Consider the following 19,966-nt stretch of genomic DNA (forward strand, 5'->3'; position numbering starts at 1 on the left):
TCGTTCGTGCGAGTTCGGCAGTTTCAGTATGTAGCGCACCCAATCATGCCGCGTTCGAGCCTGCCTGCTGCTCGCGCCGCGCCATTGAAGCCGAAGGTCGGTGCGCGCAGGTCGCGCTCACGACTCATGGCGGCAAGCAGCGCCAGCGGTTGCTTCCCCGCATCCGCTGTCTTCAAATCGATGTTGGGTATGACGCAGCGAACACACAGGCTTTCCCGCGTCGTGATGAGCGGTTCGCCCAACCTGCTGTGCAGCCAGCTGATGCTTGCAATAGCCTCTTCAGCGAACGGCAGCAACTGCGTGTCGTCCCCGTCGACGACGAGGTTGGCGCGAAATCTTTCGATCTCCACGGGCGGCTGCCCTATCAATGCCAGACGCCGGTTCAGCTCGCGCCATGAAGCCAGCGAGACAATGTGCAGGGGCAGCAGGGCCTGGCGCTCGACGCCCTCGCGCCCCAGCCGGGCCAGCCGGAAGGGCTGGCCGATAGCGGCCTGAATCCACTCACTGACCGCCGTGCCGGCATCGTTGGCGGCGAAGGCTTCGGTCCGCTTGTCGATGTCGCTCCACATCTGGACTGTGCAAGCCCGGCTGGGGCTGTCGAAGGGCACGAGAAGGTTGGCCACGCCTGGCGCGCTGAGCACCAGGCCGTCGCAGTCATTGCGAGCCTGGATGAGTGCCATGCGATGGAACTCCCCCATCCAGGCCTGACGCCCATCGGGGGTGAGCATCACCCACTCCCGGTCACCGACCAAGCCGGTGCGCGGCGACACCTGCGACGCCGCCACTTCGTAGCCGCCGCAGGATTTGACGGGATAGATCCACAGGCCCGACAGCCGCACGCGCCGAGGTTCCTCAGCGTCAGGGCTGCGCATCGAGGATGAGAATCAGGTCCTGATGAGCCTGCAACTCGATGGCGTCCAGGCTGCCGGTGAAGGGCTGCGCGGACTGGCGTTCCGGGTTGTACGCCGTCACGGCGCCCTTCGCGAGCCGATGCCCCGAGAAGGTCAGCGCCGTCGTAACTGCGGTGTGGCCGGGGTTATAGAGGTAGACGAAAGTAGACGACCCGGCGGCGACGGCGAAGTGCCTGACGCCGGCGCCGCTCGCCGTCATGGCGACGGGTTGCAACTTACCGCCGCCCACGGCCTTGAGCATGCGCTGGTTGATCTCCTGCACGCCGCGGAAGTAGGGCACCAGGCCTCGTTCATCGAAGTACTCCCACCACCAGGACATCGGCAGGATGGGGGTCGGATTGAAGAGGCCATACCAGAGCTGGCGCTTGAAGTCGCCCTTCATGCCGTCGGCGAAGTCGTCGAAGTTCTTCTTCCAGTCCCATTCATAGCCTGCCTCGCCGATGACGAAAGGTTTGCCATGGCGAGCGCTGAGCTGCTGCAGCGTGGCCGGGATGGACTCCAGGCCTTTGTAGATGTGCTTCTGGTTGATGTCGATGTGCGGCAGGTCGTTCAGGCCCACCACCTCGCGGTGCGAGATGCTGGTTGTGATGATGTGGCCGTGCGGATCGATCTTGGCGAGGTAGTCGCTCATCTCGCGGTGCCACGCCGTGACCAGCCGGTCCGGGATGGGGTCGGCCTTGTCCGCATAGATCGCGTTGTCCACCTCGTTGAAGAACTCCCAGGCGGCGATGTGCGAGCTGTGGCTCCACTTCGCCACCAGAAATCGCAGCTTGTCCTTGTAGCGCTTTTTGGCCGCTGGTGAACTGAAGAACTCCGCCGGGGTCGCCGCTGCGCCACCGTTCTTGCGGTTGTAGCTGCTGCGCTCCCAGCCGGTCTCGATCAGGCCCACATGGCTGTCCAGGGCCACCATCAGATACACGCCCTGCGCCTCGGCAATGCGCAGCAGTTCGTCCATGCGCCGGATGCCGCTTTCATTGAAGCGCGATGAACTTGGCTGGTAGCGGGCGTTGTTGTCCACCCATTGCCAGTCCAGCGGCAGGTTCCAGTAGATCATCCAGACGCGCGCGAAATTGCCGCCATGCTTGGCGAGCATCTCCAGCATCTGGTCGTAGTTGAAGCGGCGATCCTCGTGCAGTGATTTGAAGAACTTGGAATCGTCGATGTCGCGTTTCTCCCAGGCGAGGTTCTCGCCGACGCCGCGGAACAGCTCGCCGTTGTCGAACTGCAGCAGCCAGGGGTCACGCACGCGCAGGAAGCCTTTGGCCGTTCCATTTCCGACCGTGAAGCGACCTGCGATGTCGGCGCGACGCGGCTTGCCGTCGTCCTGTACGACAACCTTGTATTGATATTCGCCCACCTCCTTCGGCGCCAACGTCGCGCGCCAGCTCGAGTCCTGCTGGCTGGCACCGGCGACGAAGTAGGCCGGCAGCACGAGCTGACGGCCGCTCGGCGTCGTGATCGCCAGGTCGACGCTGACGTCGTCCGCGTCGTAGGGGCTGCGCCATTCGGCGACCAAGTCGAAGGAGAAGTCCAGCCGCTGGTATTGCTTGACGTCCTGGGAGGACAGCGTAGCGGTGGCCGCGTGAACGCTGCTGCTCAGGGCGCCGCCCAGCAGGAGTATGGGAAAGAGGCGAAGAAGGGTCTGCTTCATGGTACGGGGAATGCGGGTGTCAGCGGCAGGGTGTCAGGGCTCGTCTCGGAGCCTGTCCCACCAGGTGAACTTCAGGACGATGGAGGCCACCACGGTGATCACGGTGGCGACGGCCAGTTGCTTCCATTCGCGCAGGATGACGAACATGCCGGCCGCGGTGATGGCCGACTGCCAGACCAGGCCGATGGCGACGTTCAGCATGTCGCGCTTGAAGTCACGATTGGGCTGGACGTCGGGCTGGTCGGCCTTGAGCGCCTCATGGACCGGTCCCCAGAAGCCCCAGGGTCGGGTCTTGAGATAGAACTCCTTCAGCACCGGCATGGGCGTGGCTGGCGTCAGCAGCGAGGCCCCGACGGCCGCGGCGCAGCACAACGCGAATGCGATCGGGAAGGCCTGCAGCTCGTTGATCTTGAAGACCGGCAGCAGCAGCGCAATGCCGACGCCCAGGGCCATGCTGACGAAGTAGCCGGTGCCGTTGAACCGCCACCAGTACCACTTGATGACATTGGCCGCCGTGTAGCCACCGAACAGGCCAGTGGCGATCCAGGCCACGATCTCGTTGATGGAGGTCAACTGCCAGCCGATGGCCGTGCCGATCACTGCGAACGCGGTCGACACGATGTAGCTGAGGCGCACATAGACCTTCTGCTCGGCGTCCGGCCTCAGGTACTTCTTGTAGATGTCGTTGACGATATAGGCGGGCGCGGCGTTCAGCGAGGCCGAGTAGCTCGCCATGAAGGCGGACAACATGCCAGCCAGCACCAGCCCCAGGAAGCCCGGCGGCATCAGATGGCTGATGACGAAGGGGAGGATGGTGTCGAAATCGCCCTTGAAGGCCACGCCCTGCGCTGCGGCTTCGGCCTTCAGACGGGTCCACTCGGGGCCGATGAACGCCAGGGCCAGCACGGCCAGGCCCGCGATCATCAGATAGCGGGGGAACAGCAGCGTGACATTGACGAAGGCGCTGATCTTGGCCGCGTCGGACGGCGATTTGGCCGACAGCAGGCGCTGCATGTCGTAGTTTGGCACCGGGCCGGCCAGCGACTTGAAGAAGCCCTGGAAGAAGACCAGGCCCAGGAAGGCGGCGAACAAGGCATAGCCCTCGGTCTCGACCGCCTTGGCCGCCGACTGCGCGACCACCTGGTTAGCTGCGGCGCCGGTGTTCGCTTGGCCGACCCAGTCTAGATTCAGGTGCGTGCCGAACGCGAGGCTGTGCCAGCCGTCCGGCACCACCGCCTTGAGCATGTCGGGCGTGACCAGCTGCATGGCGAGGATGGCGACGCCGATGCAGACGAAGAACTTGACGAAGAACTGCAGGATCTCGGTCACCACGACGGCATACATGCCGCCCTTGACCGAATATAGGGTGGTCAGCGCCACGATGATGACGCCGTAGATCTTGTCGTTCAGCAGCGGGTCGGCGCTGAACTGATAGGGGATGAACTCGGCGGCCAGCTTGCCGATGCCGAGAAAGCCATAGGCAATCATGCCCACCACGGCAATCAGCGCAAAGGCGACGTTCACGAAGTGGGAGGCCTTGGCGCCGCCGTCTTCGCCGAACCTGAAGTTGATCCATTCCGCTCCGGTGAGCTTGGCGGAACGCCGCAGCCAAACGGCCAGGAACATCATCAGGAAGATCTGGTTGAACACCGGCCAGACCCAGGGGATGAACAGGCTTTTGACGCCGTAGACGACCATCAGGCCGACCATCCACATGGTGCCCGCCACATCGAACATCCCCGAAGCGTTCGACAGCCCCAACACCCACCACGGCAGCTTGTTGCCGGCCAGGAAGTAGCTACGCAGGCTCTTGGAGGCGAGCTTGGAGACCCACATACCCAGGACGACGGTCAGCACGATGTAGCCAAAAATGATGCTGAGATCGATGGCGGACAGCTGCATCGTTGCTCCTCTAGTTGTTGGTTTCAGGCCGCTGCAGCGCGTTTACCGACGCAGCAGGCGCTCAGCAAGATTTCAAACTCGCTTGGCGTTTATTAAACGATGCAATTGTTGCGCAACTTCGTGCGGAGCGAGCTAGGGTTACCACCTGGGCCGATGTTCGAGGTGCGCGCACTGCAGCGACGCGTCGGCCGCTGCCCTGTTTGAGCGCACCCTACTCGTACAGGAATGCACGACAAGGCTTCCATCGCCAGGTCGCGCGGTGCTTGACCGCCGCAGAATCGGTAGCACAGCTTTCGCGCTGTACAGCCATGACCGTCCTCACGCTCCTCGGTCCCCGAACCCCGTTTGCAGATCTGATCGATGCTCGGCCATCGGCAGCGTGTTGGCATGCATAGCGGAGGAAATGGCTCGAAGATTTCTGCGGCGTGCTCGCGGATGTTCGATCCGGTACCCCGAGACCGTGCGCTGAAGAGCGCAGCGCTCCATCAGGCCCTGGCCGTCCAGTGCGTGGCCGACACTTGCAGCCGAACCAACGCCGGCATCGTCATCTTCGTCGCGGTGTGGCTGGTGATCTGCCTCATCGGCGGCCTTTGGTCCAAAGCCCCGACCGTCGTGCTTGCGCATACGCTGCTGCTCTCAGCCATCGCAGCGATGCGCGTGGTGTTGGTGCGTCGCCTGCCACGGCTGATGGATGAAGACCCCATCAAGGCCAATATGTACCTGGTGCTTGCCATCCTATTGAACGGTGGCTACTGGGGCAGCATCGGCGCACATGGCGTGCTCGCAGGTTGGGGAGGCGATGTCTGGTGGGTCTTGGTGACGGCGGCAGTTGCCGCTGCAACCACCGGCGCCATGGTGATGGCAATMAATCCAGCGCTTCGGCTGGCCTACCCGGCGATCGCCCTGCTGCCCATGTTTGTCGCGGGATTGTTGGGCGACCAGCTTCACCATCAACTGATGGTGGGTCTCGCTCCCATCGTCTACCTCTACCTCATCCGCTCCTCCTCGGTCGTCAGCAACGACTACTGGGCGACTGTGATGAGCCGGGTCGGTGCCGAGGAGAAGGCCCAGGCCATGGAGGTGGTGAGCAAGACCGATGCACTGACCCAGGTGCAGAACAGGCGCAGTTTCGAATGGCGGCTTGTCAATGAGTGGGACCAGGCGGCGAGCGCCGGCAGCGCGCTGTCGCTGCTGATGGTGGATATCGACCACTTCAAGTCGATCAACGACACCCACGGGCATCCCTTTGGAGACCAGTGCCTGAAGGCGGTGGCGCAGACCTTGAACGGCTCCATGCGAACGTCTGGCGATGCAGTTTTTCGGTACGGCGGTGAAGAGTTCGCCGTCCTGCTGCCCAAGACGAACTTGCATGGTGCCCAAGTGATGGCAGAGCGACTGCTGGCTCAAATCAGGGCCATGCGTGTCGACAGAGGAGGGGATGCACATTCGTTGACCTGCAGTATTGGCATTGCAGAGGCCCACCCGGCTGTCGGCCAGGATCCGAGATCACTGCTCCAGAGGGCCGACCAGGCGCTCTACAGAGCCAAGCAAGGCGGACGCGATCGCGCCGCCGTGCTCCCGTCCAAGGAGCCAGGCACTCTCGAGACGCAAGCTTCTGCAACCGACACGGCCCAGAGCATCCGCATTGGCTCGCTGTATTCACTGACCAGTGGCACGGTGCCTTCTCTCATCATGGCGCTCAACGTGCGTCAGCCAGAGCTCCAGGCAGAACTCATCCTCGGCTCCAACGTGGACTTGGTGCAGAAGCTACGCAATGGATTCATCGATGCAGCAGTGTTTGGCCTGCCGGAGGGCGCAGAGGATCTGAGGTCGGAACCCCTGTTCGAGGACAACCTGTACTTCGCCGCGCCGGCGGACTCGCCATATGCGCTGCAAGCGTCCGTCGACCTCGCCAGCTGCGCCGATGAGAAGTTTGTCAGCCTGCAGCAGGGGTTCGCCACCCAGAGCAGATTCGCAGATGCGTTCGCGGTCGCGGGCTTCGAGCCACAGGTGGTGATGACCACCAACGACATCTTTTCGCTGATGCACCTGGTAGGCGGCGGAATGGGCTGCTCCCTGCTGCCGGGACGGGTCCGAACCTCACTGCCACCGACAGTGCGGTTGATTCCCCTCGAGCCACGTTTTGCGATCCGCCAGACCATTTCGTTGAGCTTCCTTCGTACTCGCGAGCGAGATCCGAACCTGCTCGCCTTGTTGGACGCCAGCCGTACGCTGCGCATCGCTCCTGGTTGATCGGCGGGCCTTGCAGCGCGAGAAGAGTCCAGCGCCGAGCCGCCGACGTTGGTAATGAACCTTGAGAGTGATAACGCAGCGCGGAGGCTTTCCGAAAAGCGGACCTCGGTGAGCGTCCGCTTCGGGCACATTGCTGCCGCATCGACGCCGGTCGTGAACGACGGCACCCGCTGCCAGCTTCTGCTCTGTGGAGGCCGGTCTGGACAAGAGAATCTCTAGTGGACTCCGTACGCCAGCACCAACCACCTTAAGAACGTGGTTGTAGATCGTCCGCAATCAGCCTGAGGCTGCCGGTGCGGTCGCGAGGGGCGGCTCTGCGTCGTCGTGGCCACGTCGGCGTGGCTTAGAAGTTCCTGCACCGTGCGGATGTCGCTGGCGGTTAGCAGCAGGTCGGTGGCGAAGCAGTGGCGCAGCGTATGCGGTGGGCGGGTTGGCGACACCCACAAGCACCTACCGTACATGCTTCTGAGCCGTCCACCTGGCGATCTATTTGTCACTAAAGTCGGGCAGCCCCGTGCCCAAGTCGGACCGCGGAAGCACCGCAATTCGAAACAATGCAGCCGTACGTGGAGGCGCTGTGGACCCCCTGTCCAAGGAAGCAGTTGAGGAGCGGCTTGCGCTGCTGGTGTCTGGCCAATTTGCCGAGCTTCGAGCCCTGACGCTGCCTCAAGATGAGCAGCAAGATCGACAGCTGCATGAGCGCCTGGCTGAAGCGGACCTTCGGGAGGTGGACTTACTCGATTCCTTCGAGCGATGGGTTCCGGTCAACCTGTACGCCGCATGTCACACGGTTTTACCGGCCTTCGGCCTATCCAGCCGAGCCGACGTCCCGCGCTTGATACGGCTTCTGCGCATGGTTTCTGACGGGACCGACCCGCGAGCGAACTACATCTCCGAAGCGCTCGAGGTTCGATTTGCAAGCCAGCCCTCCCTCCCGCAAGAGCTTGCCGCGTGTTTCGAAAGCGGCTGCCCCATCAACGACACGGCATGCCGGGTTTGGGCGTCGAGCTTTGCCGCGGCTCACCCCGTCGCGGCCGCCCAGTTCGTCGTTGACCGTTTGGAGCCGCAAGCCAGCGACCAAAGGGCCGTCCGCGCACTTGTCGTAGCTATCCCTTGGCGGGAAGCCGAGGTCAGAACCCTGCTGATGTCACACCGGCAAGCCATGCTGACCTGGTTGAAAGGCTTGCTGGAAACGAACGCAGACGACGCTTGGTACTGCCTTGTTGAGTTTGGGCAGTTTGATGCCGATGCCTACGCACTCGTGGCCGAGGGTCTAGAGCGAGGCGTCTCGCCAGCCGTCCAGCACGTTGCTCGCACCCTTTTCAGGATGGATGGCACAGCCTACGCCGTCAACGACGTTCCCTTGGCGGACGTGCTTCAGCATCTCGTGAGTCTCGCCTGCGCCGACGCCTCGGTGTGCGACAACGTGGACCTTGCCCTGAGCTCCTGCCTGAAGAGGCAGAGCCAACGACCGATTGCGATTAAATGCGTACGCGCGCTGGGAGGCGGGCCGGACGACGTGCTCAAACGCTTCGATTCGACCTTTTACGCGCTCAGTGAAGATGCAGCGTTGTTCAAGGAAGTCCTGACCGGCTGGCTGCTCAGTCCGACTGCGTCCTTCAACGTCATAAGCGCCACACTCAACCTCGTGGCGTCAAACCGTGCGCCTGCGGGATTGGATGAAGCGCTCTTCGCAGGAGCTACCCCGCTGGCCAGGACCAAAGCCGTTCGCCGACTTCTTGGCCTACTCGGCGATGGCGCAGCGTTGTGCGAGTTCGCCGCCGACATTGCCAGGATGGTGAGCCTGCGTGACGCCGGCATCGAACTCGCGAGTCAGATGTTCAACCTGCTCAAGGACGAGTTTCCCCGCGCAACGGAGGAGTTTCTGAAGCCGCTCGCTGCGCCGGCACTCAGGCGTGACCGGGGCGCCCAAGTCTTCCGCGGGGTCTACGCCATCGTCATGACCTGGAAGCGGCACCTGGAGCGGCTACCTAATCGGCCGGAGCTCCATATTGGTGATGCCGACGCCATGGCGTTCAGAACCGCGCGCATGAAGCAGCAGCGAGAAATACACCGCGGAGCAGAAGCGATGTCAGTTTTCGCCTCCGTGATGACGAAGGTTCACATCGCTCAGGGCCATCGCGTCACAAGCCACATGCAGGATGGGCCGTCCCCCATCAGCGACATGGGGCACTTCAGCCATGCGGTCGAGCTGCCTTCCTCAGAGCTGTCTGACCCCATGCGTGGGCTTCTTCAAAGGATGCAGATGCGGGGGACGTCGAGATGAAAGACGCGCTGCAGCTGTTGGTCGCCGACTACCTCAGTTTGATGAAGGAGTCGGGGGAGCTCGACGCCTTCATGCCCCTCCTCATCTCCGGTATGGGACATCAGGTCCTGCATACCGCCCAACGAGGTGTGCGTGAGCAAGGCGTTGACATGGCGTCTGTTGGAAAGGCCCACGACGGACGCAAGACGCTCTTCATGTGGGTCCTCAAGTGCGGCAATGTCGGCCGCAACGAGTGGAACGTCGGACCTCAGTCGGTTCGCCACTCGCTGGAGGACCTGGTTGACGTGTACATGCGCGGCAACATCCCTCCGGAGCACAAGAAGCTGCCAAGGAAGGCCATGGTCGTCACGAATGGCGAGTTCTCGTCGAACGTGCTGCCGAACATGACCGGCTACTTTGAATCCTTGAAGGAAAGGCACGGCATAGAGGTCATCGCCGTCAACGGCTCACTGCTGGCCGCCTGGACGGTAGATCACCTCTTCGATGAGCACATTCTTCCGGCCGAACGCCGAATGCTCTTCCGACGGGTGCTGGCCAACGTGAACCAACCTGACCTCTGTATCAGCATTGGCAGGCAGCTCATCGACGCATTGGTAGCAGACCTACCCGTCACCGAGGGTTCAAAGGGCTCCCGAAAGAAGCGCACGCTGCTGGCATTGAGGGGTGTTCGCGCGGTGCTGTCGGCGTTGACGCTTCGAGGCGCCGCCGAAGAGAACGTGTTGGCGCCCTACAGGCTGGCTGAATACGCCGTCCTGGCTGTGTGGTCCAAGCTCCATGGGGAGCTCGCAGGCGCGACTGCTTCTGACAGCGCCAAGGAGTTCGGGATGCTCTTGGGCGAGACCATGAGCGTCGCCATGCGGTATCACGAGCGGCTCGACGAGTTCTACAGGACGCAGGACGCTTTTGCATACGTGCTTCCTGACCACTTGTTCGTCTCCAAGCGCATCTTCGAAGAAGCGGGGCGGCTTGGGCTTCAGGGCTGTTTTTGGGCTTGGCACAGCAAATCTAGCCGTGAGGACGTCGGCATGCACTGGGCGTACGCGCGCCGGCTCATCTGGCTGCTGGAGACCCATTCAGGCCTGCAGCTCCCTGCCTTCGACCATCAGGCGACGGACATCCATCATGCCTTGTTGTTGTTGACCATCACGGGTCACAGGGACGAGGCCAAGGGCTGGGTGAGTGCGCTATGCCAACGGCTTGGCGTCGCGCGGTCCAAGAGGGAGCTTTGGCCAACGGTGCAAACCTTAGAACAGCAGCTGCAGGTTCGCTTCGACTTTGAAGAGCCGACCGACGATGGGATGTCGTGTTCGACCCTCATACCCATCCTGCTTCTCTGGACGGCGTTGCTGGGCATTGATGAGGGCTACAAGTTTCTACGCGAGAAGCTGATTCCCGAGACCCGCTGGAGCACCCCGAATCTTTGGAGCCCGGATGCAGGGTATGACTCGTTGCTTGCCAGCCCGCGAGGCTTGGCGAGACACGGTGTCGGCGAGACCCTGGCTTACGTTCCTGAGAAGCCGTCTGAGTACCTCTCCAGAATGGCTAAGGCATTGCCTGGCGTCGAGCCCATCGCCAGCGCTGATTGGTACAAGGCCAACTTCCCGTTCATACCGATGCTGGCGGCCTTGCACTGGGAGCTGCAGCTGCCCCGGGAGATGCTGATCCAGCAGGCGATGGCGTTTTATGAAGGCGGGACAGCGCTTGCAGGTGATCTGCATTCTGCCGGACAGACGCCTGCGGATGGAAGTGCGTAGGGCTGACCGGCCTGCGAGGCTCGCGCGGCAGCGCCCTGGCCGCCACTACATGAACCCCAGCGCCGCCTGAGCTTCCTTGCCCTTGAACTCGTGAACAGGCCAGCCCTTCACGTTCCTTGCGTCGAACCTGCCGTCATAGCCGATGTGCACAAACGCCAGCCGGTATACCAGGGTCACTAGCTTGTAGAGGTCGTCGAAGTGAACCTGCATGGTGTGGTCCTCGGGCTCCCAGCTTCCATGTGCGGTGGGATTCCTCAGCTCATCCCAAGCGTCGACTTCCTCTTGGGTCACGGCACCTACATCCTGGAGGAGCCGAAGCGTGTCTATGGCTCTTCCGCCGCTGGAAAGCAGGTTGACTAGCGCCCCAAGTCGGTCCCGTAAGTCGCGCTTGTCCGGCAGCGTGTTTGCTTTCTCGAACTGCGTTGCCAAGTCGTCTAGCTCGGGTATCCGTAGGACGGCAGCATTGATGGACTTGACCACCGCTCGATGCTGGGCCGTGGCCTTGAACCGCTTTGCAAGCTGACCCACCTGCGCCAACGACTCCACCGCGACCGCAAGGCCAAGAGCGATAGCCGCGATGGAGGCGCCACTCAGGTCGAACAGGCTGCCGATCTTCCGCGTCAGATGGGACATTCGTTGAATATCCCCATCCTTGCATGCGTGCTCGTAGTAAGCCGTCGCGAGGCTGTAGAAGTCCCGGTCGGTGAAGCGATCCTCTAACGGCGGCTTGACCAGGCTACCCCGGGCTGGCCGATGCTTGAAGAACGAGATAGACCGCAGCGTCCCGTGAGCCACCTCCGTGCAAACCGGCTGGGCCAACAGCGCTGAGCAGAACATCATCGTCTCCTCAACCCGCGTATCGAAGTGCCTCGGTGGCACAGCTCCATCCACCGCCCGCACGCTCAGCTCGCCGCGCTCCACTGCGTCGCCTCTAAACCGGCGGACGTAGGTGACGTCCAAGTTCGCCAGCCTCCCTTGGGACCCGTCCCGGCCCCTGAAGCTGCTCCCGTCACGACCCACCTCGTCGACGAGGTGGTTCTCCGGCATACGCAGCTTCTCGATGTACGTCAGCCTCGCGGCGTAGGCAGTCTCCTCGGCTTGACACATGTTCTCGACATAGCTTGCCTCGAAGCGAACGACGACTTCATCTTCGCCCGGTCGATCCCACACCGTTACGCGCGGGCAAGTCCAGTGAACCCCGTCGCTGGTCACGGCCTCCAGTTTGAAGTATTGGTCCTCCCTGACGAGCTGCCCCAGCTCATAGTCGTCCGGCATAGAAAGCCGCCTGAACAAGTCCTCGATGGAGGGGCCCCGGCGCCTCGTAGACCGTCGGGTCCTGCACCGCCAGTTGAATGAGCCGGATGCTGACGCATGGAATGAGCAGCCTGTCTTCAAGGTACTGGTGGAGGTAGTCGTCTTTCGAGGTGGGAACGGCGTCGGTCATCGGCTGGCAGTAGAGCTGAAATCTAGTTGTTGGAGACTATCTGCACGCGAACCGCCCTGGTCGCGTACTCCCAAAGGTCCAAGGCCTGGCCCGCACGCACCCGGTAGGCTTGTGCCTTCATGACCATGAGATGGGAAATGGCATCGAATCCGGACGTCCTAGAGAGCCTGGCAAAGCTCATTCAGGATCTGCAGCAGCTCATCACGCTGTTGCTGAGGGGGCTTACGCGTGCGAGACCTTGGCAGCGCCAACTCGCTGGACATCTGGCGGATGTCGATCAGCAACTGCATGTCCTGCGTTTGACCGTGGCGATGGAGCGGCGAGACGCCGAGATCCTGGAAGCGGCCGAGCACTTGGCTTGTGTCTGCAGGCTCTCAGCGGCGGCGCTCGCAGGGTCGCGGGTCGATCCGACCACACGCACTGCCGTCCATCTCATCGTGGACCTGGCTGAGCGTATCCACAGCGCTCTCGGCCAGCTTGAACGCTGATGCCCTGCGCGCGCAAGTTCTATTGACTGGCAAACATCTGCTGCCCTGTGGCCACCATTTGCTGGTACCACTGCTGGCCGCTTTGAGGCGCTTCAAAAAGCGACAGATCCTCGTCCTCGACTTCCAACAAGTGGTCGTACAGAAAGACGGAGGTCTTCTCCATGACCTTCGTCTCGGGAATGAACATCGACTCTTCGTAGTCAAGGTGCGCCACGAACTTGTCTCGATAGGTCTTCATTTCATCGATGTAGATCGCGAACTCCGCCTCCGACTGCCCGATGACATGCAGCAGTCGGCCTTTGAAGGCAGACTTGTCTGTGACGATCTTCTTCCAATGAAACTTGCCCTTGTGGTCAGCGAACAGCTTGCACCACTCGAGTACTGCTACGTCGATGAAGTTGTTGCCCGTGGTGATCCAGAACTCATCGCCGGCGTATCGGTGTCGGACGTCGTGCCAAGCACGATGGAATGCCAAGTTCCGCAAGCAATAGCCGCAAAGACCAGCCGTGCGGCGCATGCGTTTTTCTCGATTCATCCGGATAGTGGCTCAGCGTGCAGCTGGGCTTTCAACTTTGGAAGGGTGACACCAGGCTCAGCTGGGTTGGGGCGATGGTGAGCCAGGCGCGAGCGCTTCATTGCGCTGGGCTTGCGTGATCTCGACCTCCCGACGTACGGCGGGATCAAAAACCCCAACCCCAAGGCGGTGATACTCTTCCATCAGCCGTTCGAAGTCTGGGCTGCCGAACTCACGGCCGACAGCGGGCATGCGATCCCACAAGCGGTCTTCGAGTCCGCCGTCCACGCCCCGCTCACGCATCAGGCGATAGACCCTACCTCGTTGCTTGCGCTGTGACGTCATCCGAAATCCGATGCCTTGATGGGTGGCTCAGCGAGGGCGCGCTGGAACTGTTGCGTCGGCAGGACGATGTTTGCCCTGCAGCTTCCGGCGGCGTGCTTCCAACTGCCTACGCATTTCGGCGACAACCTCTTGGGCCGGCACGCCAAAACCGGTCTGCTGAAACCGTGTCCAAGCGGCATTAGCTCGGACGTCGAATTCGGCCTGCCTGCGGCGGTAGCCTTGGTTGCGTGCGATGAAGGTCATACAGAGGTTCTCCCGGGTGGTCGCCTTACTTTACGCAGCCCACGATACTGGGGCCGTCTACTCCCGCCTGCGGCAGAACATGATCAGCTCGTTGAGACCTACCTGCTCCTCGGCCAGCAGCTCGCCCCGCACCTTCCAGGTCTGTCGGTCCGGCCAGTAGTCGACCACCTCGGTGCCTGTCTGGATGACGTAATGCCCGGCCGGGTCTACCGTGAACTCGATATTGGCTCGCATCAGCCAGTGCGCAGCGCCAGGCAGGTCTGGCTTCTCACCAGGTGGGCGCACCAGGTCCTCCACGGCAAGCTGCACCTTCACGCACTCGTCGTAGCTGAGGCTTGCCACATGGGCGTCTTCATACGGGATCCGGAGGACATTGGCCATCCATGCATAGGCATCGGCGCGCGTCATCCGCGCCGGCTCCAGCCACAACCCATCGAATAGCCGGTGCGTTTCCGTCCTGGCAGCCCTCAGCTCTTCGTCTGCCAGGCTGCCCATAGGCAGGGTGCCGTCGCTGACCAGCTCGATGCCGTCGCTCCTCCGAACCCGTGCGCCGACCTTGTGGCAGCCCACAGACGCATCGCACAGCGTGCAGCGCCAGATGTTCCGGTTGGCCAGCTCCGGCCGCTCCGGGTACACCTCGGCGCCCGTGACCAGTTCGACCGCCGAAAAGCAGTACGGACAGCGGTCCGGTGGGCCGAAAGGTACGCGCGGCGTGGGATCGGTCATGAAGGCGGCGGTGACGTTCATGTGCGGGTGGACGGTTCGCTGCGGGATGGTGTACTGTATAAATAAACAGTATTCCACGCCACCCCATGCTTGCGACCACCCAAGCGGAGCTCATTCTGACCTCCGCGCCTGAGCCGTCCAGTGCCGCCCCAGCGGCCCCGGCGTCGGCCGAGGTCGACCTGATCGCGCCTGCGCAAAACACTGCCTCTGCAGGCGCCGCGCTGCCGCCCGAGCTCGCCGATACGGTCTGGCGAGGCAATCAGCTTGGCGGCGGCCGTACCGGCTTTGTGTCAAGCGGCTTTCCGGCGTTGGATGCTGAGCTGGTGGACGGCGGCTGGCCCGTGGGCTGCCTCATCGAAGTTCTGCAGCCCCAGCCTTCCTTGCTGGAGTGGCGCCTCATCGGCCCCAGCCTGCGTGCGCTGGTCAGAGGCGGGCGCTCAGTGGTCGTCATCGGCCATCCCAAGCGGCCCAACCTGGTCGGCCTGCGCCATCTGGGCATCGAGGAGGACAACCTCCTCTGGGTCAAGGTCGATCCACCTTCCCACCGCCTGTGGGCCACCGAGCAGGCCATCCGCTCGAACTCCGCCGCGGCGATCCTGACCTGGCTGCCCCAGGCCCGTCCCGAGCAGCTTCGCCGGCTGCAGGTGCTCGCTCAGGGCTGCGAAGGCCCTGTCTTCATCATCCGGCCCGTCCAGGCACGGCATGACCCGTCTCCAGCGCCTCTACGCGTCTCAGCGTCCCTGTTGGTCGACTGGCAGCTGCGCGTCGAGATCTTCAAGCGACGAGGTGCGCCGCTTGAGGCGCCGCTGCAACTCGACTCCATCCCCGGCGGCCTCAACCACGTGCTGACCAATCGCATGCGCCGCCCCAGCCAACTCATTGCTCTCACGGAGGCCCAACGTGCTCTGGGTCGCCCTCGTCACCTCGCCTACGCCACCGCCAGAACCGCCGCCGACGCCATCGCTCGAGCAGCCAGCCTCGCCTGACCCGCTCGATGGCCTCGCCCTCTGGTGCCTCCAGTTCACCCCGCGGGTGGCCAAGGCCGAAGGCTGCGCCATCGTCATGGAGGTCCAAGCCAGCCTGAAGCTGTTCAAGGGCGAGGCCACCCTCAAGGCGCGCATCGGCGACGAAGCCCCGGATCTCGGGGTCATCGGCATCGGCTGGGCGCCCAACGCCATGGCATCGCTGCTGCTCGCGCGCTGTGGCGTGCTGGATCTGGGCGACCGTGGCCTGCAGGCGGTTCTCGACCCGTTGCCGCTGATCGAGCTGACGGCGGCCGCCCGACATGCCGAGGTGCTGTCCCGCATGGGCGTGAACACGCTGGGCCAGCTCAGACGACTTCCTCGCGACGGTGTCAGCCGGCGCTGGGGCGACGCTGTCCTCACCGCACTTGATCAAGCCTATGGGCGCCTGCCGCAGGCGCACAAGTGGGAGGTGATCCCCGAGACCTTCGCCATCAGGTACGAGCTGCCTGCCCGCGAAGACAACGCGCCTGCGCTCCTCGCTTATGCGCGGCCAATGCTGATGCAAATGTGTGGATGGCTGTCGGCACGCCATGCCGGCGCAGAGGGCTACACGCTGCGGTGGGTCCACGACTCAATGCGTGCCAAGGAAGCCGGCGATGGCGGCGAGGTCACCATCCGTTCGGCCGAGCCGATGCGCGACTTGGAGCATTTCACGCGGCTGCTGGCCGAGCACTTGGCCAAGCTCGAACTAGCTGCGCCGGTGGGTGAGTTGCGTCTCGAAGCGGTTGGCGTCGAACGGGTCACCGAGCAGTCGATGTCGCTGCTGCCGCAAAGCCTCGGCGACGGGGAATCGTTATTCCTGCTGGCTGAGCGCCTGGCTGCTCGCTTCGGACCCGAATGCGTTCTGAAGCCCTACCTCGCCGATGACCACCGTACCCAGTACGCCGTGCACTGGTCGCCGGCCGCCAAACGCAAGGCACGCAAGCCTGAGCCGGTGCCAGAGCTGAATGCGCCCACCATCCTTCAGGACGAACCCATCCGCCTCGCAGTGCGAGAGGGGTGCCCGCATTACCAGGGCCCCCTCACGCTGCTGACCGGCCCCGAGCTCGTGGAGTGCGGCTGGTGGGACCGCGTCCCGGGCACGTCCATTACTCGCAGCCAACAGCGCGACTACTGGGTCGCGGTCTCGGAGACCGCCGGCACGCTGTCGATCTTTTGCACGCAGATGGACGACGGCGAGCTGGCCTGGTTCCTCGACGGCGCCTACGCCTGATCGCATGGTGAGGCGATGGCCGATCTTTCTGAGTACGCAGAGCTGCGTTGCGTCAGCAACTTCAGCTTCCAGAAGGGGGCCAGCCACCCACAGGAGCTGATCGAGCGCGCCCAGCAACTCGGCTACTCGGCCATCGCCATCACGGACGAATGCAGCGTGGCGGGCGTGGTCCGCGCTCATGTGGAGGCCAAGGAGCGCGGCATGAAGCTCCTGATCGGCAGCCAGTTCGCGGTGAACTGCGCCTTTCCATTCACGATGGTGGTCCTGGCCTGCAACATCAACGGCTACGGCAACCTCTGCCAGTTCATCTCCCAGCTCAGGCGCGCGGCCAAGAAGGGCACGTACAAGCTGGCGCTCGATGACGTTCAGCCAGGCACCCTCGACGACTGCGTCGTCATCGCCTGCCCAGAACGCCACGCAAAACCTGAAGCCCTGGTCCAGCTCGGGCGCTGGCTGCTGACCCACTTTATCGGCCGCGTCTGGTTCGGCCTGGATCAGCTTCGACGCAGCGACGACGAGATCCGCCTTGAGCGTATGCGGGCGGCCAGCGCCGAGACCGCCATCCCCTTGGTGGCCGTGGGCGACGTGACGATGCACGCGCGCGGACGCAAGGCGCTGATGGACGTCATGACAGCGGTTCGCTTGCGCAAGCCGCTGACCCAGTGTGGCAAGGCCCTGGATATCAACGCTGAGCGGCACTTGCGCACCCGAGGCCGCCTGGCTCGGACATTCCCTGCAGACCTGATCGCCGAGACGATGCAGGTCGCCAACCGCTGCGACTTCTCGCTTGAGGAGATTCGCTACAACTACCCGCGTGAGGTGGTGCCCGAGGGCGAGACGCCGGCGGGCTACCTGCGACGCATCACCTACGAGGGCGCGGGCCGGCGATGGCCCGACGGCGTGCCCGCTTCCGTAAACGATCAGATCGAGCGCGAGCTCGAGTTGATCACCGAGCTGAAGTACGAGCACTACTTCCTCACCGTGGCGGACATCGTCCAGTTCGCGAGGAGCCAGAACATCCTCTGCCAGGGGCGGGGCTCGGCGGCGAACTCGGTCGTCTGCTACTGCACGGGCGTCACCGAGGTGGATCCGGCCCGGCTGTCGACGCTGCTTGAGCGCTTCATCAGCCGTGAGCGCGATGAGCCGCCCGACATCGACATTGACTTCGAGCATCAACGCCGGGAAGAGGTCATCCAGTACCTCTACAAGCGGTACGGCCGCGAGCGCGCCGCGCTGACGGCTGTCGTCATCTCCTACCGCATCAAGAGCGCGCTGAAGGACGTTGGCAAGGCGCTGGGCTTCGAACTGGAACTTCTGCAGAAGCTCAACGACAACTTCCCCTGGTGGGAAGAGGAGGTCGAGCCTCAGCGGTTGCTGGAGGTGGGCATCGACGTCAACGACCTCGCCGTCAAGCAGCTCGTCGGGCTCGTGCGGCAGATCCTCAACATGCCGCGCCACATGTCGCAGCACCCGGGCGGCTTCGTGCTGAGCAACGGGCCGCTGACGCGCCTGGTGCCGGTCGAGAACGCGAGCATGGAGGACCGCACCATCATCCAGTGGGACAAGGATGACATCGACGCGGTCGGGCTGATGAAGGTCGACGTGCTCGGCCTGGGCATGCTGACAGCGATACGCAGGGCCTTGGAGAAGGTCAGCCAGACCAAGGGCCACGAGTTCGTCATGCAGGACATCCCGGCCGAGGATCCTGCGACGTACGACATGATCTGCCGGGCTGAGACTACCGGCGTGTTTCAGATCGAGTCGCCGGCGCAGATGGCGATGTTGCCGCGGATGCAGCCACGGACCTACTACGACCTGGTCATCGAAGTGGCCATCGTCAGGCCTGGCCCCATCCACGGAGGCATGGTGCATCCCTTCTTGAAGCGGCGCCAAGGCCTTGAGCCAGTAACGATTCCGAGCGAGGAATTGCTGGCCGCCCTGGAGAGGACGCTGGGCGTGCCGATCTTTCAGGAACAGGTCATGCAGATCGCCATGATCGCCGCGGGCTACACCGGCGGCGAGGCCGATGGGTTGCGTCGCGACATGGCGGCCTGGAAGCGCAAGGGCGGGCTGAAGAAGCACTACAAGAAGATCACCGAGGGCATGGCAGCGCGTGGCTACGACCCGGACTTCGCAGAGTCGGTCTTCAGGCAGATCGAGGGCTTCAGTGAGTACGGCTTCCCAGAGTCACATGCGGCCTCGTTCGCGCTGTTGGTCTATGCCAGCTGCTGGCTCAAGTGCCACCACCCGATGGAATTCTTCGCCGCCATGGTGAACTCACAACCGCTCGGGTGCTACAGCGTCAGCGAGCTGCTGCAGGACGCCAGGCGCAACGGCGTCGTTGTGCTGCCGGTGGACGTCATGTACAGCGACTGGGAGTGCGTGCTGGAGCCCTGCGACAGTGGCACAGCGGTGCGGCTGGGCATGACCATCGTCAAGGGGCTGCAGCTGGAATCTGCTGAGGCTATCTGCGCTGCCAGAAAAGGGGCGCCTTTCCAGAACACCGAAGACCTGGCACGCCGCTCGGGTCTCAACCAGCAGCAACTGACCGTGCTGGCCTCAGCCGATGCGCTGGCCAGCCTGAGCGGCCATCGACGCCAACAGGTCTGGACAGCATCTGCGCTGCAGGCGGTGCCGCCCCTGCTGAAGGACGCACCGGTGTGCGAGGACTACCTGGAACTGCCGCAAGCGCCAGAGGGTGAGGAAGTGGTCTTCGACTACTCCGCGCTGCGCCTGACGCTGCGCTCCCATCCGCTGGCCTTGTTGCGCCCGGAGTTCCTCGCGATGCCGAGGCGCAAGCTGCTGACGTCAACGCAGTTGATGGACATTCCTGACGGACGCGAAGTCCAGACCGTGGGCCTCGTGACCATGAGGCAGAGGCCCGAGACGGCCAAGGGCATCATCTTCATCTCGCTGGAGGATGAGGACGGCAAGGTGCGGCTGATCGTCTACCCGTCCGTCTCGGAGAAGAAGCACCTTCGGCCGGTCGTGTTGGGGTCGCGGCTGATGGCGGTCAAGGGACGCTGGCAGCGCGACGGCAACGTGTGCAACATCATCGCCAAGCACATGGAGGACTGGACCCCGCTGCTGGGCGGTCTGGCGACCAAGAGCCGAGATTTCCGGTAATCGGTACAGGCCCAAATCAGCTTGAGATCATCAAGGCTGAAAGCGGGCTGATCAAACAGGTGCACTTAGCCCTGGTCAAGTCAC

16 protein-coding genes are annotated in these 19,966 nt (G+C 63.2%); 8 read left to right on the plus strand and 8 right to left on the minus strand.

All coding sequences use genetic code 11. The annotated features are described in order from the left end of the window. Positions 1-23 precede the first annotated feature (23 nt). Genes AC1D29_RS06235 through AC1D29_RS06245 form a run of 3 tightly spaced genes read right to left on the minus strand, consistent with a single transcriptional unit; the run spans position 24 to position 4,464 of the window. Complete coding sequence (locus tag AC1D29_RS06235) at positions 24-872, minus strand: MOSC domain-containing protein (protein WP_477895272.1); 849 nt, start codon at positions 870-872, stop codon at positions 24-26. Then, a complete protein-coding gene (locus AC1D29_RS06240) occupies positions 859-2,562 on the minus strand; it encodes a DUF5060 domain-containing protein (RefSeq protein ID WP_477895274.1) in 1,704 nt (567 codons plus the stop codon). Before AC1D29_RS06240 ends, AC1D29_RS06235 begins: the two co-directional genes overlap by 14 nt. Positions 2,563-2,595: 33 nt before the next feature. Next, entirely contained in the window at positions 2,596-4,464 is a 1,869-nt protein-coding gene (locus AC1D29_RS06245; RefSeq protein WP_477895276.1) for a sodium:solute symporter family protein, read from the minus strand. A 360-nt stretch (positions 4,465-4,824) separates the two neighbouring features. On the opposite strand from AC1D29_RS06245, the gene AC1D29_RS06250 reads away from it, so the two are divergent. Further along, entirely contained in the window at positions 4,825-6,717 is a 1,893-nt protein-coding gene (locus AC1D29_RS06250; RefSeq protein ID WP_477895277.1) for a diguanylate cyclase domain-containing protein, read from the plus strand. A gap of 215 nt (positions 6,718-6,932) precedes the next feature. On the opposite strand, the gene AC1D29_RS06255 is transcribed toward AC1D29_RS06250, so the two are convergent. Then, positions 6,933-7,178: a tyrosine-type recombinase/integrase gene (locus AC1D29_RS06255; RefSeq protein WP_477895278.1), complete on the minus strand. Its 246-nt coding sequence runs from the start codon at positions 7,176-7,178 to the stop codon at positions 6,933-6,935. A gap of 116 nt (positions 7,179-7,294) precedes the next feature. Here AC1D29_RS06255 and AC1D29_RS06260 point away from each other — a divergent pair, with 116 nt between their 5' ends. Both AC1D29_RS06260 and AC1D29_RS06265 read left to right on the plus strand, forming a co-directional pair. After that, positions 7,295-9,004 (plus strand): hypothetical protein, encoded by a 1,710-nt coding sequence (locus AC1D29_RS06260; protein ID WP_477895280.1) that lies wholly within the window; start codon positions 7,295-7,297, stop codon positions 9,002-9,004. Beyond that, positions 9,001-10,758, plus strand: coding sequence for a hypothetical protein (locus AC1D29_RS06265; protein ID WP_477895282.1), 1,758 nt, complete (start codon positions 9,001-9,003; stop codon positions 10,756-10,758). Before AC1D29_RS06260 ends, AC1D29_RS06265 begins: the two co-directional genes overlap by 4 nt. 45 nt (positions 10,759-10,803) lie before the next feature. Here the strand turns inward: AC1D29_RS06265 and AC1D29_RS06270 are convergent, their stop codons facing one another. After that, entirely contained in the window at positions 10,804-12,033 is a 1,230-nt protein-coding gene (locus AC1D29_RS06270; protein ID WP_477895284.1) for a hypothetical protein, read from the minus strand. Beyond that, positions 12,017-12,202 carry a hypothetical protein gene (locus tag AC1D29_RS06275; protein WP_477895286.1) on the minus strand — a complete coding sequence of 62 codons (186 nt, stop codon included), beginning with the start codon at positions 12,200-12,202 and terminating at the stop codon, positions 12,017-12,019. Before AC1D29_RS06275 ends, AC1D29_RS06270 begins: the two co-directional genes overlap by 17 nt. A gap of 137 nt (positions 12,203-12,339) precedes the next feature. Between AC1D29_RS06275 and AC1D29_RS06280 the strand changes: the two genes are divergently transcribed. Next, a complete protein-coding gene (locus AC1D29_RS06280; protein ID WP_477895288.1) occupies positions 12,340-12,690 on the plus strand; it encodes a hypothetical protein in 351 nt (116 codons plus the stop codon). 19 nt (positions 12,691-12,709) lie between these two features. Here the strand turns inward: AC1D29_RS06280 and AC1D29_RS06285 are convergent, their stop codons facing one another. After that, positions 12,710-13,207 (minus strand): hypothetical protein, encoded by a 498-nt coding sequence (locus AC1D29_RS06285; RefSeq protein WP_477895290.1) that lies wholly within the window; start codon positions 13,205-13,207, stop codon positions 12,710-12,712. A gap of 129 nt (positions 13,208-13,336) precedes the next feature. On the opposite strand from AC1D29_RS06285, the gene AC1D29_RS06290 reads away from it, so the two are divergent. Continuing rightward, the gene (locus tag AC1D29_RS06290) at positions 13,337-13,543 is read left to right on the plus strand and encodes a hypothetical protein (RefSeq protein ID WP_477895292.1); all 207 of its coding nucleotides are present in this window, start codon (positions 13,337-13,339) and stop codon (positions 13,541-13,543) included. Positions 13,544-13,849: 306 nt separating this feature from the next. Here AC1D29_RS06290 and AC1D29_RS06295 read toward each other — a convergent pair whose 3' ends face one another. Next, positions 13,850-14,539: a zinc-finger-containing protein gene (locus AC1D29_RS06295; protein WP_477895294.1), complete on the minus strand. Its 690-nt coding sequence runs from the start codon at positions 14,537-14,539 to the stop codon at positions 13,850-13,852. A gap of 65 nt (positions 14,540-14,604) precedes the next feature. Here AC1D29_RS06295 and imuA point away from each other — a divergent pair, with 65 nt between their 5' ends. From imuA to AC1D29_RS06310, 3 genes are read left to right on the plus strand one after another with little or no spacing between them, the layout of a single operon-like run. Next, entirely contained in the window at positions 14,605-15,504 is a 900-nt protein-coding gene (gene imuA, locus AC1D29_RS06300; protein ID WP_477895296.1) for a translesion DNA synthesis-associated protein ImuA, read from the plus strand. Beyond that, positions 15,419-16,756: a Y-family DNA polymerase gene (locus AC1D29_RS06305; RefSeq protein ID WP_477895298.1), complete on the plus strand. Its 1,338-nt coding sequence runs from the start codon at positions 15,419-15,421 to the stop codon at positions 16,754-16,756. The genes imuA and AC1D29_RS06305 overlap by 86 nt, the downstream gene beginning before the upstream one ends. A 15-nt stretch (positions 16,757-16,771) precedes the next feature. Beyond that, a complete protein-coding gene (locus AC1D29_RS06310; protein ID WP_477895300.1) occupies positions 16,772-19,882 on the plus strand; it encodes an error-prone DNA polymerase in 3,111 nt (1,036 codons plus the stop codon). Positions 19,883-19,966: the final 84 nt, after the last annotated feature.

The organism is Roseateles sp. P1_C6 (assembly GCF_056406315.1).